General features: G+C 67.8%; 13 protein-coding genes and 1 pseudogene. 10 read left to right on the forward strand and 4 right to left on the reverse strand.

Going from position 1 to position 25,522, the window contains the following annotated elements:
* Positions 1-9: 9 nt before the first annotated feature.
* Positions 10-1,104: a potassium transporter TrkA gene (locus AB0F98_RS16050; RefSeq protein ID WP_357735149.1), complete on the reverse strand. Its 1,095-nt coding sequence runs from the start codon at positions 1,102-1,104 to the stop codon at positions 10-12.
* 712 nt (positions 1,105-1,816) lie between these two features.
* On the opposite strand from AB0F98_RS16050, the gene AB0F98_RS16055 reads away from it, so the two are divergent.
* The 5 genes from AB0F98_RS16055 (at position 1,817) to AB0F98_RS16075 (ending at position 10,846) form a co-directional block, all read left to right on the forward strand.
* A complete protein-coding gene (locus tag AB0F98_RS16055; protein WP_357735154.1) occupies positions 1,817-2,344 on the forward strand; it encodes a hypothetical protein in 528 nt (175 codons plus the stop codon).
* The gene (locus AB0F98_RS16060; RefSeq protein ID WP_357735157.1) at positions 2,341-2,919 is read left to right on the forward strand and encodes a thiamine pyrophosphate-dependent enzyme; all 579 of its coding nucleotides are present in this window, start codon (positions 2,341-2,343) and stop codon (positions 2,917-2,919) included. The genes AB0F98_RS16055 and AB0F98_RS16060 overlap by 4 nt, the downstream gene beginning before the upstream one ends.
* A 490-nt stretch (positions 2,920-3,409) precedes the next feature.
* On the forward strand, positions 3,410-6,115 hold the full coding sequence (locus AB0F98_RS16065) for an arabinofuranosidase catalytic domain-containing protein (RefSeq protein ID WP_357735160.1): 2,706 nt from the start codon (positions 3,410-3,412) through the stop codon (positions 6,113-6,115).
* Between the two features lie 150 nt (positions 6,116-6,265).
* Positions 6,266-9,001 (forward strand): beta-L-arabinofuranosidase domain-containing protein, encoded by a 2,736-nt coding sequence (locus AB0F98_RS16070; protein ID WP_357735163.1) that lies wholly within the window; start codon positions 6,266-6,268, stop codon positions 8,999-9,001.
* Positions 9,002-9,283: 282 nt separating this feature from the next.
* Positions 9,284-10,846: a family 43 glycosylhydrolase gene (locus AB0F98_RS16075; RefSeq protein ID WP_357735166.1), complete on the forward strand. Its 1,563-nt coding sequence runs from the start codon at positions 9,284-9,286 to the stop codon at positions 10,844-10,846.
* Positions 10,847-11,036: 190 nt separating this feature from the next.
* Here the strand turns inward: AB0F98_RS16075 and AB0F98_RS16080 are convergent, their stop codons facing one another.
* Entirely contained in the window at positions 11,037-12,026 is a 990-nt protein-coding gene (locus AB0F98_RS16080; protein WP_357735169.1) for a LacI family DNA-binding transcriptional regulator, read from the reverse strand.
* Between the two features lie 741 nt (positions 12,027-12,767).
* Here AB0F98_RS16080 and AB0F98_RS16085 point away from each other — a divergent pair.
* From AB0F98_RS16085 to AB0F98_RS16095, 3 genes and pseudogenes are all read left to right on the forward strand, one after another.
* On the forward strand, positions 12,768-16,109 hold the full coding sequence (locus tag AB0F98_RS16085) for an alpha-glucuronidase family glycosyl hydrolase (RefSeq protein ID WP_357735173.1): 3,342 nt from the start codon (positions 12,768-12,770) through the stop codon (positions 16,107-16,109).
* Positions 16,110-16,259: 150 nt separating this feature from the next.
* Positions 16,260-16,456 (forward strand): annotated as a pseudogene (locus AB0F98_RS16090) (hypothetical protein).
* 57 nt (positions 16,457-16,513) lie between these two features.
* The gene (locus AB0F98_RS16095; protein WP_357735176.1) at positions 16,514-16,816 is read left to right on the forward strand and encodes a hypothetical protein; all 303 of its coding nucleotides are present in this window, start codon (positions 16,514-16,516) and stop codon (positions 16,814-16,816) included.
* 250 nt (positions 16,817-17,066) lie between these two features.
* Here AB0F98_RS16095 and AB0F98_RS16100 read toward each other — a convergent pair whose 3' ends face one another.
* Positions 17,067-20,030 (reverse strand): immunoglobulin-like domain-containing protein, encoded by a 2,964-nt coding sequence (locus AB0F98_RS16100; protein ID WP_357735179.1) that lies wholly within the window; start codon positions 20,028-20,030, stop codon positions 17,067-17,069.
* 626 nt (positions 20,031-20,656) lie between these two features.
* Positions 20,657-23,704: a S8 family serine peptidase gene (locus AB0F98_RS16105; protein WP_357735182.1), complete on the reverse strand. Its 3,048-nt coding sequence runs from the start codon at positions 23,702-23,704 to the stop codon at positions 20,657-20,659.
* A 397-nt stretch (positions 23,705-24,101) separates the two neighbouring features.
* Here AB0F98_RS16105 and AB0F98_RS16110 point away from each other — a divergent pair, with 397 nt between their 5' ends.
* Positions 24,102-24,449, forward strand: a complete 348-nt coding sequence (locus tag AB0F98_RS16110) for a hypothetical protein (protein ID WP_357735185.1) — start codon at positions 24,102-24,104, stop codon at positions 24,447-24,449.
* A 189-nt stretch (positions 24,450-24,638) separates the two neighbouring features.
* On the forward strand, positions 24,639-25,460 hold the full coding sequence (locus AB0F98_RS16115; protein ID WP_357735188.1) for an alpha/beta hydrolase: 822 nt from the start codon (positions 24,639-24,641) through the stop codon (positions 25,458-25,460).
* Positions 25,461-25,522: the final 62 nt, after the last annotated feature.

Below are 25,522 nucleotides of genomic sequence, written 5' to 3' on the forward strand. Positions count from 1 at the left end.
TCATGCTCCTTAGATCGGGCCGCTCCCGGCGGCTACGACCGGAGCCGCCGGGACGAGCCGCAGCCGTCGTCGTAGCTCGGTCAGCCGCTCGAACGCCTCGTCGAGCGCGGCGACAGGCCATCCCGCCGCCAGTTCAGGCAGGTACGGCGCGAGCACCTCGATCGCCCGCGGCGAATATTCGACCCGCCCGTCGACCACCTGCACGCCGTCGTCGCGGCCGACCCGCAGGTTCCACGAGACCGCCTCGGCACGGGTGATCCCGGGCGGGAGGCGCATCGCCACGGATCCACCGGACACGGCCACCGGGTATCCGCCGGGGAGCCCGAGCGGCCCGGGAAGGCTGGTGTGCAGCTCGGCACCGGTGACGAGGGCGATCAGCAGTCGAGCGGCGGCGTGTCCGGCGATGCCGTTGAGCTCGCGCCGGTCCATCGCCCGCGCGGGGCTCAGGAGACCTGTCACGTCGGGCACCGGACGCCCCGCGTGCCAGGCCCGCACCTCGTCGTGCGGACGCCCGGGCTCGGACAGGTGGACGTGGTGACCGAGCAGGGCAAGGTCCTGCTGGTCCGCTTGGCCGAGGGCGGCCTGTAGGCAGGCGGCGAGGGTCGACACGTTGCCGATGCCGCACGTGATCGGGACGCCGAGAGCGGCCAGGAGCGGGTTAGCGACATCGGGAAAGCAGCCGTTGACGACGAGCGTCCGTGGGCTGGCCTGTGCGGCGGCCCGAGCGAGCCGGACGATCAGGGCGGTTTGCAGGGGCAGGGTGACTCCGAAGCCGGCCCGCGCGATCAGATCCGTCCACATCGACGGCATGGTGGTCTTCTCGTACGGGCTCTGCGCCGACGTGCAGCAGACCAGCACGCCGGGCTGGAGTCGGGCCAACGCGTCGACCTCGTCGTGCAGTGACTCGGCCGCGAAGGTGACCGCGAAGGCACCGGACACCGCCGCGCGGACCTGGCAGATCCGTGCGAGCTCACCGGCCGCGTCGCCCCTTGCGAGCACCGTGACCCGGATCGGTCGTGCCGGTGCCGGCAGTGCTGCCAGCGAGTAGCACACGGAGCGGGCCAGTGAACCACTGCCGACGACTGCGATGTGTGGATCGATCATCGAGGCGATGGCGATAAGATCGCTGCGCGCGATGGGTCGTTGATGATTATCGCGCGAAAGAACGGCCCAGCCATTTCGGCCTCCCCTAAGACCAACCAGCGTGCCCGCGAGGCGCGGGCTGCCAGGGCGGCCAGCAGAGGACGTCGTCCCCATTGGAGGCCGCTGGGTGGTGATGATGCCACGAGATTCGCATGCCTGGTAGCCCGCCTCGACATACGTAATAAGGACGGCCGAAGTCCACCCAGGTGCCATTTTTGCACAGATCGAGATATTTAATTTGGTGATATACACCCCTTGCCTGCCTCGTCCGGATAATCCACACCGATCCTTCGGTTCGGGAACTTGTCAGCGGCAATGGGTGTCTCGTCTGGGCATCGATCCGGCGCACCGCCCGACCCGGCGAACCCGCTGCCGGGGCCCCCTGCCACCGCCCGCTCCGGTCTGCCGGCGACCGCGCGATCCGCCGACAGTTCCTGGCAACCAGCGCCTCGGACACGGCCACCGCATTGCATCGGACCCGCAGCCGCACCACGCCGTTCCGGCAGCGCACCGAGATCACCCCCTTCGGGCGACCTATCGCCCGAGATTCGGGGCGGTAAGGTGCCGAGACGGCGGGGCCGACGCAACTTGCCCACCATCACCGCATGAATGAAAACCACGCAGCTCCCATAACCAGCTATAGGCCACGAGCCGGCCCGGATTGGATCGCGAGATGACCGTGGAAGTGACAGCCCGCACCGGCCTCCAGGTGGCAGATACGGTGGCGACGAGCCTGGCGATACGCGTTTCCGGGCCGTTCTACTTCACGCCGGACGGTCTGCAGGCGCCACTGCTCAAACGGCTCGCCGAGCTCGTCCCCACCAAGAACGTCGTTCGTGAGGACACCGCGGTGGCGATGGCGGCGGGAGCCTGCCTCGCCGGGCGTACGCCGGTGGTGCTGATGCAGAATTCCGGCCTCGGGCAGAGCGTCAACGCCCTCGCCTCCCTGGTGCTCCCGTACCGGCTCGCGATGTTGCTCGTGGTCGGGATGCGGGGCACGGAGCTCGACACCACCGAGGAGAACCTGGTCATGGGAGCCATCACCGAACAACTGCTGGCAGCCATGGGGATTCCGGCACACCGATGTGGTGAGTCGGATCCGGAAAGCGACGTCACGGCCGCACTCGCTGATGTCGACGCGGGACGGACCGCCGCGCTGTTGATCAAGCCGGGCCTGTTCGGATGGGCTGCCGCCAAGTGACCTGCAAGAGGCAAGCGATCGCGGCGATCCTCGATGCCGCCGCCACCACCCCGGTGATCTGCACGACCGGGTACACCTGCCGCATCGCGCAGAGCCTGGGCCACCGCCCGCACAACCTCTACCTGACCGGATCGATGGGATTGGCGGCAGCGGTCGGCGCCGGAATCGCCGCGGCCATCGACCGCCCGGTCATCGTCATCGACGGCGACGGCAGTGTTCTCATGAACACCTCGGTCCTGTGCACCATCGGCGCCATGCCCGAACTCCCCCTCACACACGTCGTCCTGGACGACGGCCGGTACGCGTCGACGGGCGGGCAACCCACCAGCTCCGAACGACACGACCTCGCTGGCCTCGCCTCGGCGGCCGGCTACCCGTACGTCTTGTCGACCAGCGAGCCGGCTGAGCTCGCGGCGACCGTCGCGCGACGGACCACGGGGCAGGCCGGTCCGCTGTTCCTGCATTTCCGGCTGTCGGCATCCGTCGAGGACCCGGGGCCGCGGATCGCGGAAGCGCTGCACGAGCACGCGGCGGGATTCCGGCGAGCGGTGCTCGGCCAGTCCGCCGCAGGGTGAGTTCTGCCAACCCCGACCGCGGCTCCCCCACCGTCGATCACCGTCTTTCCGACCCCGAGCACGACCGGGTACGCCCCGCCGAGGCCTGACGACCCAATGGGAGCGCGACCATAGTGCCAGGCGTTAACGTCGATTGACACCAATGTACCGGCGATGTTTCAATGAATTGACCGCCGTGTGTTAACGCTAACATTCATGCCACAACCCGCTAATCATGTCGAACACCTGCCCACCGAAGGGCTGCTGCACCCTGCTCTGATAGGCGAACACCAGCACCCCAACTCACGCTAGTTAGCGGTAACAGCAATACCTGCAGATAGCGCGGAACAGAGCGCTTCCCACCTGATGCGATTCCGCCCGCGGTAACAGAAACCCCCACCACCGCGACCGCCCACCCGACGGCCCGAGGAGCACCGCCACCGGGCGTCGCCGGTGGGCACCGCAAGCGCCCGTCCCACCCTCAGGACTCGCGAAGAGGAGCTGTTGCGACATGGTCAGAGCCCCCGCACGCACACGAACCCTCGCCGCGCGTACCGCCGTGGCGCTCGCCCTGGTCGGCGCGACGCTGACGATGGCGCAGGCGGCGCAGGCCACGAAGCCGGCCGCGCCGCCCAGGGCAGAGGGACCATGTGACATCTACGCCGCGGGTGGCACCCCCTGCGTCGCCGCGCACAGCTCGACCCGCGCCCTGTACGCGTCCTACGACGGCCCGCTCTACCAGGTCCGGCGCACCTCCGACGACGCCGTCAAGGACATCGGCGTGGTCGCCCCCGTCGCGCTGCCGTTCGCCGACGCCGGCGGATACGCCGACGCGGACGCCCAGGACACGTTCTGCGCGAAAACACTCTGCCTGATCACCGTCATCTACGACCAGTCCGGTAACGGCAACCACCTCTACCAGGCACCTCCCGGCACCTTCCGCGGCCCCGACGTGGGCGGCTACAACACCCTCTCGATCGCCGACACGGCGCCGATCACGATCGGCGGCCACAAGGCGTACGGCGTCTACATCATCCCGGGCATGGGGTACCGCAACAACGACGCCTCGCACCTCGCGAAGGAGGACGAGCCGGAGGGGATCTACACGGTCTTCGACGGCACCCACTACGACAGCGGCTGCTGCTACAACTACGGCAACACCTCCACCAACAGCCGCGCGGTGGGCACCGGCACCATGGAGACCGTCTATTTCGGCACCGCCACCGCCTGGGGGCGCGGCACCGGCCCCGGCCCATGGATCATGTCCGACATGGAGGCCGGACTGTTCTCCGGATACAACGCCCGGCAGAACGACGCCACCCCGACCATCGACTCCTGGCGCTTCGTGACGGGGGTGGTCAACGGCGGTGGCGGCAACCAGTGGGACCTGCGCGGCGGCAACGCACAGCAGGGCCCGCTGACCACCTACTACAGCGGGATCCGCCCCGGCTCCCTCACCAACAGCAACTACTTCCCGATGCACCGGCGGGGCGCCATCCAGCTCGGCAACGGCGGCGACAACGGCAACGGTTCGGCCGGCACCTTCTACGAGGGTGTGATGACGAGCGGATACCCGACCGACGCCACCATCGACGCCGTCCAGGCCAACGTCGTGGCCGCGAAGTACGACGTGCAGCGGCTCAGCCTGTCGCGGGCCACCACGTTCACCCCGGGTACGGCCCAGGAGGTCACCCAGACCTTCACGAACACCACGGGTTCCAGGGCGGTGGGCGTCAAGTTGAGCCTGTCCACGCCGGCCGGCTGGACCGCCGTGGTCAAGGGCACCGACGACACCTCAGTAACCTTCGAGGACCCGGTCGCGCCCGGCGCGAGCGTGAGCGCGACCTTCACCGTCACCTCGACGAGGACCAGCGCCGGCTACCTGACGGGCCGCGCCCAGTGGACGAACCCGACCCGCGGCGGCCGGCAGTCGACGGTCACCAGCCAGGCGGTGCGCAGCGCCCTCCCGGTCCGGATCAACGAGGTCCGGTTCCGCACCAGCAGCAACGCGACAGATCAGTTCGTCGAGCTCTACAACGCCTCCGCCGACGAGGTCGACCTCTCCAACTGGACCCTGACCAACACCCCGAGCGGCTCGGCCGCCGTCACGCTGGCCACGATCCCAGCCGGGACGAAGCTGGCGAGCGGCGACTACTACCTGCTCGGCCTCTCCGGCTCGGGGCTGGCGGCTCCCACCGCCGCCGGTGCGACCACCGTCAACGTCCGGAGCACCACCGGCCTCGCCGTCGGCCAGCAGATCCAGGTCGGCACCGGCTCAACCCGGGAGACCCGTACGGTCGTCGGCGTCGGCTCGGCGGCCAGCGCCGCGACCACCCTGTTCGTGCCGGTCACCCACGGCTCGATCACGATCCCCGCCGGGTCCACCACCATCCCGGTCACCAGCGCGGCCGGCTTCACCGTCGGTCAGCAGATCGGCATCGACACGGGCGCTGGCTACGAGCAGGCGACCGTCACCTCGGTCGGCAAGGCGGCCACCCAGACTACCCTGTCGGCACCGGCGGCCGCGGGCGCGACCAACCTCAAGGTCGCGGCCAACGCCAACCTGACCGTCGGTGACACCCTCACGGTGGACGCTGGGGAATACAAGGAGACCGTCACGGTCGCGGCCATCGGCACCACCGGCGCCAACGGCACCGGCGTCGACCTGACCGCGCCGCTGCGGTTCGCCCACCGGTCCGCCGTCGACCTGGCCGGCCGCGGTACCGGCGTCAGCTTCTGGCCGCCGACCGCCCGGCCGCACAGCAGTGGCGTGTCGGTGCAGGCGCTCGGGGCCGGCGTCGCTCTCGACCAGCCCCTCGCCAACGACCACCCGACCGGCGCGCCCGTGGTCGGTCCGCAGATAACCACGGCGGGCTACCAGGGGTCTCCGGCACCCGACCAATGGTTCGGTGGCAGCCTCTCGGTCAGCGCGGGTTCGGTCGCGCTGCGGGACGCCAGCGGCTCGGTGGTCGTCGACGCCATCGTCTACGGCTCTCAGCAGAGCAGCTCGAGCGGTAACGGCACCATCACCAGCCCCGAGCTCGCCGTCCTCGAGGCCGACCAGGCCGGCGGTGGCTGCATCGCGGTGGTGGCCGGCGCGGCCGCCAACCCGGGTCGCAGCAACGCCCGCTGGCTCGACGGCAGCGACACCGACAGCCTCTGCCGTGACTTCGTCACGACCACGGTCCCCACGCCCGGCGCGGCCAACATCAGATAACGCCGCAACTTCCGGTGTCCGCCCGACACGGCGGGCCCCGGAAGTCTCGGACCAGTGCGGTGCGCACCGCGTCCGCACCCCCGGCCACCGGTCCCGCCCGGCCGATGGGCCGGTGGAAACCCGCCCTCTCCCCAACCCCCAGGAGGCATCGTGTCATCGGGATCGCTCAGTCGACGCCGGCTGTTGCAAGCCGCCGGTATCGCCGCCGCCTCGGCCACCGGAACCTTCGCCCTGGGCACCGCGGCGATCGCGGCCGTACGACCGGCGCGGCCGGACGTCGGGGCCGGCGCTCTCCCGTTCGACCTCAGCCAGGTCCGCCTGACCCCGAGCCGCTGGCTGGACAACCAGACCCGCACCGTGAACTACCTGCGCTTCGTCGACGTGGACCGGCTGCTCTACAACTTCCGTGCCAATCACGGCCTGCCCACCGGCGACGCCGCGCCGAACGGTGGCTGGGACAGCCCGACGTTCCCGTTCCGCACCCACATGCAGGGGCACTTCCTGACGGCCTGGGCCCAGGCGTGGGCGGTGCTCGGCGACACCACCTGCCGGGACAAGGCCGACCAGATGGTGGCCGAGCTGGCGAAGTGCCAGGCCAACAACGCCGCCGTCGGGTTCACCCCGGGATATCTGTCCGGATTCCCGGAGTCGGACTTCACCGCCCTGGAGGCACGGACGCTGCGCAACGGCAACGTGCCGTACTACTGCATACACAAGACCCTGGTGGGTCTGCTCGACGTCTGGGTGCACATGGACAACACGCAGGCCCGCGACGTGCTCCTGGCGCTGGCCGGCTGGGTCGACGAACGCACCAGCCGACTCACCACCACCCAGATGCAGGCCATGCTGGGTACCGAGTTCGGCGGCATGAGCGCCGTCCTGGCTGACCTCTACCAGCAGACCGGCGACGACCGCTGGCTCACCGTCGCCCAGCGCTTCGACCACGCCGCCGTGCTGAACCCGCTCGCCGCCAACCAGGACCAGCTCAACGGGCTGCACGCCAACACCCAGGTACCGAAATGGATCGGCGCGGCCCGGGAGTTCAAGGCCACCGGCACCACCCGCTACCGCGACATCGCCAGCAACGCCTGGGACATCACGGTCGGCGCCCACACGTACGCCATCGGCGGCAACAGCCAGGCCGAGCACTTCCGGGCTCCGAACGCCATCGCCGGCTACCTGCGACAGGACACCTGCGAGGCGTGCAACACCTACAACATGCTCAAGCTGACGCGAGAGCTGTGGCTGCTGGACCCGGACCGGGTCGCCTACTTCGACTACTACGAGCGGGCTCTGCTCAACCATCTCATCGGTCAGCAGAACCCGGCCGACGAGCACGGGCACATCACGTACTTCACGCCGCTGAACCCGGGTGGCCGCCGGGGTGTGGGGCCGGCCTGGGGCGGCGGCACCTGGAGCACGGACTACGACTCCTTCTGGTGCTGCCAGGGCACCGGCATCGAGACCAACACCAAGCTGGCGGACTCCATCTACTTCCACAGCGGCAGCACCCTGACGGTGAACCTGTTCCTGCCGTCGCGGCTGGTCTGGTCGCAGCGCGGCATCGTGGTGGAACAGCACACCTCCTATCCGGTCAGCGACACCACCACCCTCACCGTCCGCGGCAACGTCAGGAAGTCGTGGACGATGCGTATCCGGATCCCGGCCTGGACCGACGGGGCCAGCATCCAGGTCAACGGCGCGGCGCAGGACATCGCCACCACGCCCGGGACGTACGCCAGCCTCACCCGGTCCTGGGCGCCGGGGGACGTCGTCACGGTCCGCCTGCCGATGCGGGTCGTGGTGGAGGCCAGCAACGACAACGCCGACATCGCCGCGATCACGTACGGCCCGGTGGTGCTCTCCGGCAACTACGGTGACGCAACCCTGAGCGGCCTGCCGTCGCTCGACCCCGCCTCGATCACCCGCGCCGGCTCCGACGCGCTCGCCTTCACCGCCACCGCGAACGGAAGCACCGTCGACCTCGGGCCGTTCTACGACGCCCACGGGCACAACTACACCGTCTACTGGGCCACCGGCCCGGGTGGCGAGAGCCCGCCGAGCTTCCGCCTCGTCAACGCCGCCACCGGCCTGGTCCTGGGCATCCGGGACATGTCGCTGGCCGACGGCGGGCTGGCACTGCAGTGGGGCGACACCGGGACCGCGGACCACGACTGGCAACTCGTGGTCGACGGGAACGCCCTCCGGCTGCGCAACGTCAACAGCGGCAAGGTCCTCGGTGTGGAGAACATGTCCACCGCCGACAACGCCCGTGTCCTGCAATGGAGCGACAACGGCACCGCCGACCACCTGTGGACCGTGGTCGACGTCGGCGACGGGTCCCACAAGCTGCGAAACGTGCACACCGGCAAGCTGCTCGCCGTTCTCGACGGCTCGACCGCCTGGGGCGCGCAAGCGGTGCAGGACAGCGACAACGGCACGCCGGACAACCAGTGGCGGTTCGTGCCCAACGGCGTCTGCCGCATCCAGAACCGGGCCAGCGGGCTGGTGCTCGGAGTGGCGGACATGTCGACCGCCGACGGCGCGCCGGTCGTCCAGCGGGGTGACACGGGCGCCGCCGACCACCGCTGGACCGCCGTCGTGGACACCGGCGGCTACCTGCGGCTGCGCAACACGCACAGCGGCAAGGTCCTCGGCGTCGAGGGGGACGCCGGCAGCGACGGCGCCCACGTCGTGCAGTGGGCCGACAACGGCGCCGGCGACCACCGGTGGCGGCTGCGCTACGGCACCGACGGCTACTTCCGGATCCAGTGCGCCGTCGGCGGCCGGGTCCTCAGCGTCACGGAGGCCTCCACGGCCACCGGAGCGCAGGTCGTGCTCGAGGACGACAACGGCGCCGACGACCACCTCTGGCGCTTCGTCTGATCTGGCTGACACACCGGCGCACCGGGTGTCGGCGGCAAGGAAGTTGTCCCCGTTCGGAGTTTCGGCAACCCAGAGAAGGTTAGGAGCCCAATGGCTATCGAGAGAACCGCTGGAGTGAGTCGACGAAGTGCAGCGGCTATCGGCCTCGCTCTCGCGGTAGGAGTAGGGATTGGCCAACTGACACCGATCGTGCCGGCCGCGGCGGAGAAGCCCGCGCCGCCGGCAGCGCCGGGCGGCGGACCACAGACCCCGTCCGCCAAGGTGCCGCTGGCCGGTGTCGACATGACGCAGACGTACGTGAACCCGGTCAATCTGCCGGGGATGGCGGTCCGCAACATCGTGGGGACGATGCCGCCGACGGACGCGAATGTCGCGAACACCTCGCAGATCCCAGCCAGCTTGAACCAGGAGACGTGGACGGCGGCGTCCGGGCGGACTCTCGCGAGCCGATCCACCGTCGGTTTCAGCAGGATCTCGGAGAACTCGGCCCGGACCGGGGCGGACTGGTCCGCGCTGAACGTCGACGGGACCATCTACCTCTACGCGTCCGGTGCCATGCAGAACGCGCCGAACAACAACCGCACCGTCTGGTCGACCACCGACTACCTCACCTGGACGCCCCACCAGATGAACCTGGGCGTGGTCGCGCCGACCGTGGCGCAGGTCGGCGACAAGTTCTACATGGCCGGCAACAACACGCCGGTCTATCAGGCGGACTCGCCCACCGGGCCGTGGACCAGCATGGGGAGTTTCCTGCGCCCGAACGGCCAGACCCTGAGCGTCGGCGACGTGCAGTTCTTCCTCGACACGGACGGTCGGCTGTACCTGACGTACAACATCGGCTCGCCGATCATGGGCGCCGAGCTCGACCCGAACAATCCTCGGCAGCTGATCAGCGACTCGGTGGTGCTGTGGACCTTCGACCCGCGCCAGGAGTGGCAGCACATCGGTGACAACAAGGCGACATACACGCATGGGTACGTGGAGGGTTCGCAGCTGTTCAAGGTGGGCGACACGTACTATCTCTCGGTCGCGTCCGGCGGCACCGAGTTCACCACGTACTCGACCGGGGTCATGTCGTCGGACAAGCCGCTCTCCGGGTTCAAGGAAACGCAGCAGAACCCGATCGGCTACGGCGACAACCACCCCAGTGCGGTGTATCCGAACGCCGGGCACGGCAGTTTCGTACTCGACGAGTCCGGCAACCTGGTGTTCTTCTACACCTACGTCATCGCCTACGAGGAGTTCTTCGAGCGGCGGCTGGGAATGGACGTCTGCAACGTGATTCCCGCCGGCCCGAAGAAGGGCACGATCGATTGCGAGTTGTCCAACACGCCGCAAATGGCCCCCGGGAAGAAGATCTCGGGCCGGGACGACGTCGGGCTCTACAACGTGGCCACCAACAGCCAGGCGTACTGGACGAGCAGCTACGCCCCGGGGCGCAATCCGTACTACGGAGGGGACCGCTCCCTGTCCACCTGGTGGGAGCCGGCCGACAGCGACACCGCACCCACGTACATCAGGGGCTTCGGGACGATCTTCTACATCTCTGCTGCGCAGATCCAGTGGAAGGAGCTCGGGCGCGCGTTCACGAAGGACAACGCCGTCCAGTACACGCTGGAGTACAAGGACATCGCTACGAACACGTGGCTGCCGCTGGTCGACCGGAGCACGAACACCACCGCGTACACGGCTGACTACGTCACCTTCGACCGAGTGCTGACGAACGCAGTCAGGCTGAAGATCCTGGGTACCACCGAGAACGTCAAGGTCGGAGTCCACGAGCTCAACGTGTTCGGGGAGAACCACACCCTGGCCGTCTCGAAGGGCATGATCAACCCATAGTCTGAAGGTGGTGCGCCCGATGTAGCCCGGCTTGCCGGCTGGGAGCGGGTTGCTGAGCTATCCAGGAAGGAGCGGGCGAGATCAACCGATTTCGCCCGCTCCTTTTTGTGGCTCATCTCAGCACGCCTCGGGGTGCTTGTGGCAAACCGCGTTGGGACGGTTGTGCGACCTCTCGGCGGTGTTGCGGGCTTCAGGTCCGGGCTGCGGGTCCGGTCGAGCCGCGCACGATGAGCTGAGTGGGAAGCAGCCTGCGGGAGCTGGCCCGGCCTTCCCGATCGTTGAGAAGTTGAACCAGTAGCTCGACGCCCGACCTGCCACACTGCTCCTTGGGCATGTCTACGCTGGTCAGCGGCGGGCTCACCAGGCCTGCGGTGGGGATGTTGTCGAACCCGACGACGCTGATGTCGGCGGGCACGTTCACGCCGCGGGTGTTGAACCCGCTGAGGAGCCCGAGGCCGATCATGTCGTTGAACGCGATCACGGCGGTGACCGAGGCGGCGAGGATCTGGTCGGCGACCGCGATGCCACCTTCGAGGGTGGGTGTCACGTTGCCGGCTTCGACGACCTCGAGGTCCATTCCCGTCGCCACACTCCTGATGCTGCGGAGACGCTCTCGGTTGACCCACGAGCTGCGGGGGCCGGCGACGTACGCCACCCGCCGGTGGCCAAGCGCGGCGAGGTGGGTGATCGCCTGACGGATGCCGTCGGCGCTGTCGAAATTCACCGATGGCAGGTGGCCCACGCGGCGGTTGACGAAGACGACTGGGGTGTCGCCACTGACGGACCGCAGGTCCTTGTCGCTGGCGCGCGGGGAGCACAGCAGGAAGCCGTCCACCTGTTTTGTCATCGTGCGGATGAGCTCGAGCTCGGCGGCCGGGTCCTCGTCGGTGTCGGCGAGGAGCACCGCGAGATCGAACTCCCGCGCCCGGCGCTGGACGGCCTTGACGACCCCGGGGAAGAACGGGTTGGCAATGTCGGGCAGCACCAGGCCGATATTGCCGGTACGGCCGGTGCTGAGGCTGCGGGCGACCCGGTTGGGCCGGTAGCCCAGCTGCGCGGCGGCTTGGTGCACGCGCTCCCGGGTGGCGGGGCGCACCTGGTCCGGCGCGGCCAGGGCGCGACACACCGACGACTGCGACACCCCGGCCAGCCGGGCGACATCCTTGATCGTCGCCGCCATGTGGCTCTCCCTCGCGCTTATCCATCCAGCATGGCACAGCCAGCCAGGAACACTGCCCAGACCGCAGGTGCTGGAACCGATTCCAGTGTTTGTCAGTAGCCGTTGTCAGGCCGAGAACCCTACCACGATGTCTGTTGATGAATTCACCACTCTGTGCTCGGGGTATTGACAAACGTTGTGGTTTCGGGCCACTGTTGGAATCGGTTCCAGAACGTTTCACCCCACCCACTTCACCTCCACCCAACCAGTCCAGCCATGACCTGCCCGAGATCGCCACGAGTTCGATTTCCAACGTTCCGGGCCAATCCCCGTCGCGGCTTAACCACGCACGACATCCCCGGACGGCGCAGTCCGATCGGTTCGATCGCATCGAACCCAGGCGGCCGGACCATCCACCCTGTCCTCAGGTGGGCGTACAGCGCATCCCGCCGTTCGCGCGGCGCCGGGTGGCGGCATCGGGCTCCACGGCCCCGACCGATCAGTTCGGTGGGTCCGCCGTCGACGGGGCCCACGGTGCTCGACAAAGCGGGTGACCAGTGATCGAGGGGAGGCGATAACCGATGGCGATGAAGCGTTCGCGCTAGCACCGATCGGAGTCTTCGCCACTCGAAAGAGGGAATGCAAATGAACGTACTTTCGAAGTCCAGACTGAGGCGGAAGCTTCTCGCCCTGTTCATAGCTTCCACCACGGTCGCCGCCAGCCTGGTGGTTTCCTCGCCATCACCCGCCTCCGCCACGTCCTTGGACGACAACTACAACGGTTCGCAGATGTGGCTGCACTACGTGCCTGTCAGCAACCCGGGCCTGCTGCGTCAGTACCGGCGTGTTGCCTCGACCGTCATCGTGGAGAACGTTGACGAGAACAAGGTGTACCGGCACACGACGGATCTGAGTATGGAACCGGGCTCCACCGAGAAGCTGGTGGAGAGCAGCCTGGAAGCGGCGCGGGATGAACTGGAGAGGGGTCTCGGCACGTTGCTGGACCAGCCGGTAACGGTGCGGGCCACCTCGGGCGGCGACATCCCTGACGGCTCGGTCATCGTGGGAACCCCGGACAGCTCGTCGGCGGTGGCGCAGTTCGTTCCCGCCGGCGACCTTGCCTCGGTCGGCGACGAGGGATACGTCGTCCGTTCGGTGTTGAAGGGACGCAGCAACGTTACCGTCATCGCCGGCAACACCGAGCTCGGCGCCCTGTACGGAACCTTCGCCTTCCTGCGGCTCATCCAGACGCAGCGGCCCGTCCAGAACCTCAACATCTCCGAGTCCCCGAAGATCAAGCGCCGGGTCCTGAACAACTGGGACACCGAACGCCTCTACGCTGGTAACAACGCGACCGGGACCGGCGGGTTGAACGGCGAGAACGGCCAGATCTTCGACTTCGCCGCCACTGGCACCAGCGCCGGGCGTAACCTGCCCGTCATCCTTGACCGCTACATCGTGGCGGCGCGGGCGATGGCGTCGGTCGGGGTCAACGGCATCACGATCAACAACGTCAACGCCGATAACGTGTACCTGACGACCAGGAACATTGCGCAGGAGGCGGCGCTGGCCGATGCCCTGCGCCCGTACGGCATCAAGCTGGCCGTGTCGATCAGGTATACGGCGCCCACCGACAGCCGGTTCGCGCCGGACACGTTGACCAACAGCCAGTTGGATCCCTACAGCCCCGCGTTCCGGGGATGGTGGACCCGCAAGGCGCAGCAAATCCAGGCGTCCATTCCGGACTTCATGGGCTTCACGGTGAAAGCCAACTCCGAGGGTCAGCCGGGACCCCAGGACTTCGGCTACGACCACGGGGACGGCGCCAACGGCATCGCGGCGGCGGTGGCGCCGCTGGGCATGACGATCTTCTGGCGTACGTTCGTGTACAACGCCGAGGTGGACAACGACCGGTTGAAGCGGGCCTACTTGGAGTTCGGCTACATCGACGATGAGCCCCAGCCTGACGGAACGACCGGACGCATCGCGGACAACGTGTTCCTGCAGACCAAGAACGGCCCGCTGGACTTCCAGGCCCGGGAGCCGTTCCACCCGATGTTCGGCCGGATGGAAAACACCAACCAGGCCATCGAACTGCAGATCACCCAGGAGTACACCGGCCAGAACAAGATGCTCACCTACCTCGCGCCGATGTGGGAGGAGGTGCTGAAGTCCGACACCTACGCCACCGACAAGGACGGAAAACTGCTGAAGGACCGTCTGGTGGGCAACATCGTGGACGGCACGGCCCAGCACCATCCAGACACCGCGATCGTGGGGGTGGCCAACCTCGGCAACGCCGAGAACCTGACCGGTCACCACTTCTCCCAGGCCAACCTGTTCGCGTTCGGACGGCAGGCCTGGGACTGGACCCTCAAGTCTGAGGACATCGCCAAGGACTGGACCCGGATGACCTGGGGCAACGACGGCCACGTCGTCTCCACCATCGTCAAAATGATGATGGGCTCCCGGGAAGCCCTGGTGAGCTACCAGACACCACTGGGTATTGGACACCAGTTCACCGGCAACCACTACGGCCCCAACCCGGCGGAGTGGACCACCCGGGACGACTGGAGCCCGGTCTACTACAACAAGGCCGACAGTGCCGGCCTGGGCTTCGACCGCTCCCCCACTGGTAGCAATCTCGTTGCCCAGTACTTCCCCACGCTGGAAAAGCAGTACGGCAACATCGACACGGTCCCGGAGAACCTCATGATGTGGTTCCACCACGTGCCGTGGGACCACACGATGAAGAGCGGCCGGACCTTCTGGGACGAGCTGGTCTACCGCTACCAGATGGGCGTGCAGTACGTGACTTGGATGCGCGAGGCCTGGGACTCACTGCAGGCTTATATCGACGTTCGACGCTTCAGTGAGGTGCGGGCCAAGCTGGCGACCCACGAGGTGGACGCGGGCACGTGGCGCGACACCAGCGTCAACTACTGGAAGGAGTTCAGCGGCAGGGACATCCCCGTGGACGGTGGTCCGCTTTCGGCGAAGATCGCGGTAAACGGCAAGGAAATCGGCGGGTTCAACCTGTCCGCCGCCTCCTACACGATCCCCGTGTCCGCTGGCGCGTCGCCGACCATCAACGCCGTGAAGACGGCCGACCCCGCCGCCCGCTACGAGATCATCTCTCAGGCGGACAGCGTCCCCGGTCAGGCCATCGTCAAGGTCGCGAAGGAAGACTTCTTCGGTCCCATTGTGAAGAACTACGTCTTCAACTTCGTACACGACACGACGCTGAAGAACCTCAAGGTCAACGGCAAGGACTTGGCTTCCTTCAGGCCGGACGTCCTCAGCTACAACGCGCTGCAGGCGGCGGGCGTGGAATCCGTCGCCAAGGTGGAGGCCGTCGCCAACGATCCGGCCGCCACCGTCACCATCGACCAAGCGACCACCCCCACCGGGCAGGCGAAGATCACCGTCACCAGCAATGGCGCGTCGTCGGCCTACACGGTCAACCTCAGAACCGCCATCACCGGTAGCGACGAATTCGAATCATCGCAACTAAGCCCCCAGTGGCACTGGGTACGGCCAGACGACAGCAAGTGGCGCCTTGCCGACGGATCGCTGGCCATCACCTCTGAACAAGGCGACTTGCAGGGTAACACCAACACGGCGAAGAACATCGCATTGCAGGACGTGAGCGGCGACTGGACCACCAACTCGAAGGTCGTCTTCTCGCGACCGCTAGCCAACAACAACGAACAGGGCGGCATCATCGCCTACGCCGACGACAACAACTACGTGAAGCTGGCCTGGGAGATGAGCAACGCGACGGCGGCCACCAACAAGCTTCGCGTCGTGCTCCTCCGCGAACAAAACGGCACGGCGGCTACGGTGCAGATCACTGGAGCCGACGCGCAGCAGATCGTCGGCGCAGACGGCGCCATTTGGTTCCGGCTCACGAAGGCGGGGAACACGTATAAGACGTACTATTCAACCAACGGGAGTGTATACAGATACATTGGATCGACGACGCTGAACGTCGAACCGACGGGGGCCGGGCTAGTGGCCTTCAACCGGGGCGGGACCTCCACCGATCTCAACGTCGCCTACGACTACTTCCGCATCGCGAGCCAGGGCGAACGGGTTCCGTAGCCCTCCGCTGGCGTCCGAGTACCCGCTGGACGAATGCGACGGCGGACTCGGTGACATCGGCCGGCCTGTGACGGCCAGGAGGTGAGCGGGTCGGCGTGCGTCAGCACGTCGACCCGCTCACCGTCATCGAGCAATACGTACGGTCGGAGGGTGGCCGTGCTGCTGCGCGGCGGGCCCGGTGACGGCCAGGTGGTGCCCGGCGGCGGGGAAACCGTCGCGTGGCAGGCCTGCCTGTACGAGATCACACCCGAGTACGGCCACCGCGATGGCCGCGATCTGCGGGTATACCGCCATCGCGCCGACTGCTGCGAGCCGTACGGCCGGGGTCCGAAGATCGCTGCGAGTGACCAGCCACGTCGGGCCTGTTCGCTCGGCAAGTAATCGGACGTATGCACGATCACTGCGTGGAGGAGGCGACCCGAAGGTGGTGGAACGGAAAAGGACGCCTCGCGCGCCGCGACGTGTGGCTCGTCCGCCACACGCGCTGGAAGGTCATCGCCCGCGCCGGGGACACCGAGATGGGAGCGGTGCTGCGGTGGGAGTTCAAGACGGAACGGGAAGCCATGCTCATGGTTGATTGTCTTCTGCGTGCCGGCACCGCCGGTCAGTGGCGCGAACAAGAATCCGGGGCGCCACCGCCGGGCGGCAACGACGACATGAGCACCGCTCCGACCAAGCCCGCCTCTGGGACACGGCGCGCCGAATGACATCTGGCAGCGCTTCCCCGGCATGGGTCTGTCTGTAGTCATCGAGGGCCCAGAGGCGTTCAGGCGGCGCTGGTCTCCTTCACTGGGAGCCGTGAAGGAGACCAGCCGCGCGCTTAGCGGGGACGTCCAGTAGGGGGCGGGCGAGATCAACCGATCTCGCCCGCTCCCTTTTGTGGCTCGTCTGAGCACGCCTCGGGGTGCCTCCAAATCCGAGTGCAAGAGGTGGACGACCTGTGGATCAAGATCCTTTCTATGCTCGCTGCCGCACCGTTAACGTCTGGTAATTGGCGGCGTAGGGCTGGTAGGTCGGGTTGCCGGAGTAGGAGACGTGGACCCGGTACGTGCCGCGCTTCAGGTCGGCGGTCGGCAGCGCCACGACGGCCTTGCCATCCGCCAGTGGCACGACCTGTACGGCGCCGCCGAAGGTGACGGTGACCTCACCGGTCGGGGTCGGAGCCTGCTGCTTCTGCCCGCCCGCCGGCCGAACGGTCACGTTCAGGCTGAACGTGTCCCCGCGGACGACCGATGCCGGCGCCGCTTTCGCCTGGACCTTGACGGCGGCCGACCCGGACGGTACCTCGAACGACGCCGCACCCTCCGACGCCTCCAGATAGTCGAAGCCGAGGTACTCGGCCTTGACCGTCCGGGCGCCCGCAGGCAGGTCCGTCGGCAGCGTGACCGTGGCCGCGCCGTCGTCCAGGTAGGCGAGCTTCGACCACGAGCCGGTGCTGAACCGCACCTGACCGCCGGTCTCGAACCCGTCCGCTGCCTTGACCGTTGCGGTGGCCGTGGTTGTCCGGGCCCCGCTCGCGTACGGCTCGACAGCCACCTCGGTGCTGGTCGTGACGTCGCTGTTCGGGATCTTGCGGATGTCGTTCCACTCACGGAGGGTCAGCGGGATCACGGTGCCGTGGCGCGGACGGACGACACCCGCGTTGGTCATCGTGATCGCCTTGGCGTTCCAGGTGGGAGCTTCGATGTTCTCGTGGCACGCGGCCTGGTATCCACCACCGTTCGTGTACCGGTCCCCCCAGAGGTAGAACTGGCCCGGGCAGGAGGTGTCACCAGGGTTGGCCTTGAAGATGACCGGCCCCTCGTACCCCTGGTTGGCGGCCCAGGTCGTGCGTCCCAGAGCCGGCGCGACCAGCGTCCAGTTGTCGATGTTGCTGTCCAGGAAGTCGGTGTGCTTCTCCGAGAAGATGTCCGAGCCCTGGTTGCCGGCTTCATTCTTGGTCACCCGGTAGTAGTAGTCACCGACCCGGATCGCGGTCGTGTCGATCCGCGACCTGGGGGCCGGGTTCTGCCAGACCTTGGGCTCGGAGAACGTCTGGAAGTCGCGCGTCGTGGTGTACCACATCTGCGCGTTCCCCTGACCGGTACGATTCACGGGGTCGTTCCACAGCGACTGTGCCCAGAACACGGCGTAGGCGCCGATCTCGTCGACCCACAGCGACTCGGGCGCGAAGGCGTTGCCCGCGTTGTCGGGCGCGACCTTCACGTGCCGCTGAGGAGTCCAGTTCACAAGGTCGTGCGACTCGAACACCTCGATGTACTGGGTATCGTTGATGGCGTATCCGCCCTGGTCGTACCAGTTCAGGTCGGTAGCGATCATGTAGTACGTGTCGCCGTCGGGTGAGCGGACGATGTGCGGGTCACGAAGGCCCTGGTCGCCCAACTGGGAGATGAGCGACGGCCGGCCTCCGGTCAGACCGGTCCAGTCCAGAGCGGTGTTGCCGTTGGACGTCGCGAACATGATCTGCTCGCCGTCGGCGATTCCCTCGCCCTTGAAGTACCCCATGAAGTAACGCTCGTACTCCTCGGACCGGGGCATGGCGGTGATGGTCACCGGGAACGACTTCGTCTGCGAGGCCGAGCCCTTGGTGATGGTCGCCGTCAGGGTGGCGGCAACATCCGGACGGCCGAAGGACGGGCGGGTCACCTCACCCGTCGGGGTGACGAGCTCGGTGCTCGACTTCCAGCTGATCCTGGATCCGAACTCGCCGTTGGCGGGGAGGTTGAGGTTTCCGCGCACGTCGTCGGTGTCGTACAGGGCCAGGTCGAACCTGTCGCGGTCCACCGCCTGCGCGTCGTCGAACTCGGCCTTCACCACGATGGGGATGTCCCGCGTCGTGACCTCGTCGACGCCCTTGCGGACAGTCGCCGTGAGCGTGGCCGTCGCGTCCGGTCGCCCCTGGGCGGGGCGGGTGATCCTGCCGGTCACCGCGACCTTGCGTGCGCTGGCGACGGCTGGCGGGGTGTAGACCGCGACGACCGACGGATCCGAACTCCTCCACGTGATGGCCGAGCCGGCCACGGAGCCCACCTTCGGCAGCGTGATGTCACGCACGATCGCGCTGGTCAGGCCGAGATCGATGGCGTCGGCGTCGGCGTGAACGCCGGTGGAGACGGTCCTCTCCGCCAGGGCGAGCGTCTCGTCGAGGCTCACTGCCCGGTCGTAGACCCGGAAGTCCCGGATCGTGCCGCGGAACGAATAGTGGCCCGAGTTCTGCGAGCGTGCGAGGAAGTTGCAGTTGGTCCCCGCCGCGTTCACCGAAGGCGGCGTGGTCAGGTTCGTCGACGTGGCGTGCAGCACGCCGTCGAGGTAGAGCCTGCCGGTCCAGCTCGTGCCGTTCGTGTTCAGCGACTGAGTGTAGGTGACGTGCGTCCATGCTGCCTCGGGCATGCGGACCCGGTTCTGCTGGAGGTTCGTCGAGCCCACCGCAACGCGGAACCGCTGGGTGTTCGACGCGAAGATGGAGCCCTGGGCACCGGTGTCGACGTCGCACGAGCCGGACTTCGCGCCGAAGCCCCACATCTGGTGCTCGCCGACGTTCGCCGGGTCGATCCACACGTCATAGTCGACGGTCAGATTCGACATGCCGGCGGTGATGTCTTTCGGCAGGGCCACGTACGCGCCGTCGAGGGCGCTCTCGTAGGAGTCGGGGTTGAACCTGATTCCCTCCCCGGTCAAGGTGGCCTTCTGCGGATTCACGAGCGTGGCGTTCGCCGCCGAGCCCGCGCTGCCCGAGTTGACCAACGTCGTCCCACTGGTCTCGTCGAGGGCGAAGTGGTGCACCAGACTCGCGTCGAGCCCCTCTGCGGCCGCGTGCGAGGGCGTCGGTGCGAACGAGATCGAGAGAAGCGCACCCAGCGCCAGGCCCGTGACACCTCTACCCTTCCGGGTCAGCCTGGGACGCGACCTTGGCTGTCGCATTTTCAATTGATTCTCCTTAATCGGGCTACTGCCGGTCTCCTCTTAAGTGGACGGAGTTGTTAACGTTAACAATGGCCACTGGCCGGGGTCAACGAGACGATCTGTCACGGTCCGAGGTCCTGGAGTTTCGCCGCCGGTCGGGATCCTCGTGTTCACATCCGGCCGGCCGCTACGAGCAGGCGGGCGCGTACTCACGCAATCTCCGCGCCAGTACTGCCACAACGATCAGGCAACACCAATTTGACCCAGCGACGATCAAAGGCTCATCGACCAGCAAAAATCCGTCGGCACCCGACGGCTGCTTGTTCGATTCTGCCCAAGAGCTCACCAGGCCGGCCCCGGCCACAGGCCGTCGGTGGCACCCGAGTTGGCCTCACCAGAGCGATGCCGATGCCATCGCGGCGCGGATCAGAGCCGTGCGCAACGGACCAGGAACACCTCGCTGCCACGATTCGGCCCCGTGCGACAGCCCGCACCGACGAGGTACAGGGCAGCGAAGCGCGGCCGAGGCCGTCCTACCAGCGCCTTCCCGACGGAATGACGCCGGCCCCAGATACGGCAGGGCGGGTCGGCCGGTGCCTGCGCACCTCGCCGACCCGCCCCGCCGTGGGTGCGGAACGTGCAGATTACGACCGCACTGCGATCGGCAGCGTCTTGAGCGGGCCGTCACCGTTGCCCAGCACCAGCGCGCCGATGTAGAGGCGGCCCGGGGTGAGCCCGGACCAGCGCAGCGTCAGATCCGCCTCGGCACCCGCCTGCACGGAACGGTTCTCGGGGGCGATGGTCAGCTTGCCGTCCGCGCTACCGGGCGCACCGGGCAGCAGAGTGGTGATGGTGTAGGTGTTGTCCTCCTGGCCGACCGGCATGTTGAGGGTGTAGAGCTGCTCGATGACCAGCGTGTAGTCCCCGGCACCGGGCAACACCACGTTGGCACCGGTCGGGCCGCCGTAGACGACGGTCACCACCTTGCCGGCGCTGTCGTAGACGTCGATCATGAAATCCGCGCAGGGAGGCAACGGGTCAGCACCCCAGTCGATTTCGGTGCAGCCCGGGCTCGCCCCGGTCACCAGGATCTGCGGATTGACCGTGCCGGCCGGTACGTGCACCGTGCCCCGGTAGAGCGACGCGGGCAGCGGTACCGGCAGGTTGTCCGGGGAGCGGGAGTCCCAGAGCGGCACATCGCCGTGCAGGGTGGTCGTGGTACTGGTTCCCGCGGTCAGGCCGATGGGCTGCGCGGCCAGGACGCCCCGGTAGCCGACCTGCGCGGTCATCGCGAAGCTGCCGGAGGTGCCGGTGCCGGTGATCTCGTCAGGGGCGATCAGCCCGGTGTTGTGTACGACCAGCGGGATCTTGACGTGGTGCTGGAACTGGTCGCGCCAGGTCAACGAGCCGTCGGCCCAGGTGTCGAACGCGCCGGCCCTGTTGGTGATCTCCACCTTGAAGCTCGCGGTCCGGCCAGCCCGCACGTAGAGCTTCGCCGGGGTGACCTTGACCGAGTAACCGGCGGGTGCCCGCACGTCCGAGGTGTAGGTGCTGGCCCGGTCACTGACGTTGGTCACGGTACGGGTCACGGTCTGCGTACCGACCATGTTGCCCATCGCGATCGACGGGTAGTTCAGCTGGTTCGTCTCGATCGCACCGGTCGTAGCGCAGTCGTCGGCGGGCACCGAGTAGCCCTTCGCGGCCAGCCCGCACAGGTACCTCTGCCAGTCCTGTTCGGTGGAGTCGTAGACGAGACCCGGATCGAACGCATCGCCCGGGTGGACCTCGCCGGCACCGTAGTTGAACGGCGTGGCGTCCGCGTCACCCAGCTTGATCGGGTTTCCCTTGTCCGTGGTGTCCACCGCGGTCGTCATGAGCGCCGACCGGATCGCCGACGGCGACCAACTCGGGTGCTGGGCCCGCAGCAGAGCGGCGATGCCCGCGATGTGCGGAGCAGCCATCGACGTACCTGATTCGAGGGCGAAGTCCTGCCCGCCGATCGCCGGGGAGAACGCCGCCGCGACGTTCACGCCGGGGGCGCTGATGTCCGGCTTGAGCAGGTCGCCGTCGTTGATGTTCGACGGTCCCGCCGAGGAGAAGCCGGCAATCTCCGGCGCTTCGACCGTGGTCAGGAAGCCCGCCGAGAGCGTCGCCGTCGCACCGCCCGCGGCGATGTAGTCGGCGATGGGGCGCGCGGCGGCGTCGGTGATGTGCACCGTGGGCACCGCGTGCAGGTCGGCGTCCAGGGAGTTCACGCCGTCGTTGTACAGCACCATCGCGATGCCGCCGGCCTCCGCCACGGCGGCGCTCTTCGCGACCCGGTCGGTGACCCCACGCTTGCAGAACACGATCGCACCCTTGACCTTCGCCGGGTCGAGGGTGCCGTCCTGGCACAGCTCCGCAGCCTGGCCGGCACCGGGATCCACCGCGCTGGCCTTGGCCGAGACCAGCGGGGCCGGTCCGACGCCGGCCGCGCCCACACCCACGCCCGTGATGGTCTTGCCGTTGCCGAGGGTGAGCGTCCGGCTGAACTGGCGATCGATGGTGCTGGCCGCCACAGTGGTCACCCACGGCGTGGAGTTGTCGATCGTGCCGGCCTCGGGGCCGGCGTTCCCCCCTGCCGCAGCCACGAAGACGCCGGCCGCGGCGGCGTTGAGGAACGCCTCCTCGATCGCGGTGAAGCTCTCCATGTCGTCGCCGACCGAGTAGTTGATGACGTCGACGCCGTCGGCCACCGCGTCGTCGATGGCGTGCACGATATCGACGCCGCTGCCGCTCGCCGAGCCGACGCCGTTGTCGTAGAGCGCCTTGTAGATCGCCAGGCGGGCGGCCGGCGCCACCCCGGAGATCGCACCCATGGACTGGCCGCCGATCGTGGCCGGCACCCCGTAGTCGCCCGCCGCGGTGCTCGCGGTGTGGGTACCATGCCCGTTGCGGTCACGCGGCGAGGAGTACTCGTCGGGGAAGAGCTCGGCGAGGCCGCTGTACCAGCGCGCCCCGATCACCTTGTTGTTGCAGGTGACCGGCGCCTCGATACCGACGTCGCAGGTGCCCTTCCACTTCGCGTCGATGGTCGCCTGGTCCGGGCGCGGAGTGGGCAGCGCAGCGAAACTGGCGCTCTCCGGCCAGAAGCCACTGTCGATGACGCCGATGATGACGCCCTCACCGGCACGGCCGGACCCACCGAACTGCTGCTGCCACACACCCTGTTGGCCGGTCAGCCCGAGGTAGTCCGATGTTCCCGCGGTGTTGGCGTGCACCTGCACGTCCTCGTAGACGGCTCGTACGCCTCGGGTGGCACGCAGCCGGGCGACCTGCGTACGGGTCAATTCGGCGGCGAAGCCGTTGAAGGCGGTGTCGAAGGCAACGTCCGCCTTGCCGGCGGGGACCCGCGCGCCGGTCAGCACGGTCTCGCGCTTCTGGCGCAGGTACTCCTTGTAGGCCCTGGCACTGCTGGACTTCCGGTCGAGCTTGCCACCGGGGGTCGCCTTGGTCGCCGCCAGGCCTGCTACGCCGCCGGCGTAGGTGGCCAACGGCGCCTCCGCGAGCTGGACGAGGTAGCGGGCGGTCGCTCCGCTGCCGGCCGGAGCAGTCTCCGCTGCCGCTGTCCCCGGCGCGCTCGCCAGGCCTGTCGCGGTCAGTGCGACGCCGGCCAGGATGCCGACGAGGCCGCGTCTGACCCGACCTGGCACGGATGGGTTTACTTGTGGCACGTAGTTGTCCTCCACATTCGATGCCGACTGCCACTGTGGTGACGGTCGCCGAAATCTAAGATCAACAACGCGTTGTTGAGAAGTGCCCGTTACGCGACTGTCACCTTGGGAGCACCTCGTGACACGTGGTCTCGGCGCGCTTCCGCTGCGGTGCCGGGCTCGGCAACACCACCCCACCGCGCTGAAATCGGCCCCTTGACGAGGCGGCGGAACCTGCATGCGGCGGGAGTTGGAGTCGGTGGCGGCAGTGCATTCAGGATGACCCCGATATGCGTGATGGAGACCCGCCGTTCGAACTGGTTGTCACGCTGTGGAACAGCCTGATCTCCGACACAGCCTGATCACACAGAGCCCCGCCCTTCGGACCGTCCCTGCCATGGTGGGCGCATGCGTCGTGGGCGGGGCACATGCCGAGATCTACGACGGTCTGCCCGGCTGCGCCAACGTCGGTTTCGTCGTCGACGGCACGGTCTACCACCCGGGCGACTCACCGTTCGTCCCGCCGTCGCCGGTCGCGACGCTGCTCGTGCCGGCTGCCGCACCCTGGCTCAAGCTCTGCGAGGCGTTGGACTTCGTGCGGGCAGTGCGGCCGACGCGGGCGTTCCCGATCCACGACGCCACGCTCAACGAGCTCGGCCAGGAGTACTTCGACGGCTGGTTGGACTTCAAGGGCGGCACCGAGTACGCGCGCACCCCGGTCGGGAAGTCGGTGACAATCCGCTAAGAGCGCGTGTCTCAGCAAGCGGCAATCCGCCCGTCAAGGACATGGCGAAGGTCAGTCGCACTCCCGCTCGTGAAAAGCCGGGCGGATGGGGAACCACCGCGTGGACGGGCTGAGTACGCCCGGCACGGCGTGAACCGATGGCGGAGGTCGTCGGACGTCGGTCACCGGCTCACCAGGTGGGGGGAAGGCATGGGGTTCATCACCGCGAAGGACGGCACGGAGATCTACTACAAGGACTGGGGCAGTGGGCCGGTCGTCACGTTCTCACACGGATGGCCGTTGAGCGCGGACGCGTGGGACGGCCAGATGCTGTTCCTGGCCCAGAACGGGTTCCGGGTCGTGGCCCACGACCGCCGGGGGCACGGCCGCTCCGGCCAGGCCTCGGCCGGCAACGACATGGACGGGTACGCCGACGACCTCGCCGCGGTGATCGAGGCCCTCGACCTGACCGATGCGACGCTCGTCGGGCATTCGACCGGCGGCGGCGAGGTGGCCCGCTACATCGGGAGACACGGCACCGGCCGAGTGGCGAAGGCGGTGCTCATCTCCGCAGTACCACCGATCATGGTGCAGGGCCCGGACAATCCCGAGGGCCTGCCGATCAGCGTCTTCGACGACCTGCGCGCGCAACTGTTCCAGGATCGGTCGCAGTTCTACCAGGACCTGGCGCAGATGTTCTACGGCGCCAACCGGTCCGGCGCCACCGTGTCGAAGGGCATCCTCGACCAGTTCTGGCTCTGGAGCATGCAGGCCGGGATGAAGAACGCGTACGAGAGCATCAAGGCGTTCTCGGAAACGGACTTCCGCGACGACCTCGCCAAGTTCGACATCCCCACCCTGGTGATGCACGGCGAGGACGACCAGATCGTCCCGGTGAAGGACTCGGCACACAAGACCGCCGAACTCGTCGCGAACGCCCAGGAGATCTACTACCCCGGCGCGCCGCACGGGATGACCGCCACGCTTCAGGACCGGATCAACAAGGATCTGCTCTCCTTCCTGCGCAGCTGACCCGCGACCTGTCCGACGGGACGCGTCGGAAAAGCCCGGACGGCCGTCAGCGGACGCCGTCC

This window comes from Micromonospora sp. NPDC023737, from assembly GCF_040639715.1.
GTDB lineage: Bacteria > Actinomycetota > Actinomycetes > Mycobacteriales > Micromonosporaceae > Micromonospora.

Bases quoted from the DNA above. Each gene is read 5' to 3' on its own strand.
- AB0F98_RS16050 (WP_357735149.1), bottom strand. From the start codon at position 1,104: ATGATCGATCCACACATCGCAGTCGTCGGCAGTGGTTCACTGGCCCGC.
- AB0F98_RS16055 (WP_357735154.1), top strand. From the start codon at position 1,817: ATGACCGTGGAAGTGACAGCCCGCACCGGCCTCCAGGTGGCAGATACG.
- AB0F98_RS16065 (WP_357735160.1), top strand. From the start codon at position 3,410: ATGGTCAGAGCCCCCGCACGCACACGAACCCTCGCCGCGCGTACCGCC.
- AB0F98_RS16075 (WP_357735166.1), top strand. From the start codon at position 9,284: ATGACGCAGACGTACGTGAACCCGGTCAATCTGCCGGGGATGGCGGTC.
- AB0F98_RS16080 (WP_357735169.1), bottom strand. From the start codon at position 12,026: ATGGCGGCGACGATCAAGGATGTCGCCCGGCTGGCCGGGGTGTCGCAG.
- AB0F98_RS16100 (WP_357735179.1), bottom strand. From the start codon at position 20,030: ATGCGACAGCCAAGGTCGCGTCCCAGGCTGACCCGGAAGGGTAGAGGT.
- AB0F98_RS16110 (WP_357735185.1), top strand. From the start codon at position 24,102: ATGGTGGGCGCATGCGTCGTGGGCGGGGCACATGCCGAGATCTACGAC.
- AB0F98_RS16115 (WP_357735188.1), top strand. From the start codon at position 24,639: ATGGGGTTCATCACCGCGAAGGACGGCACGGAGATCTACTACAAGGAC.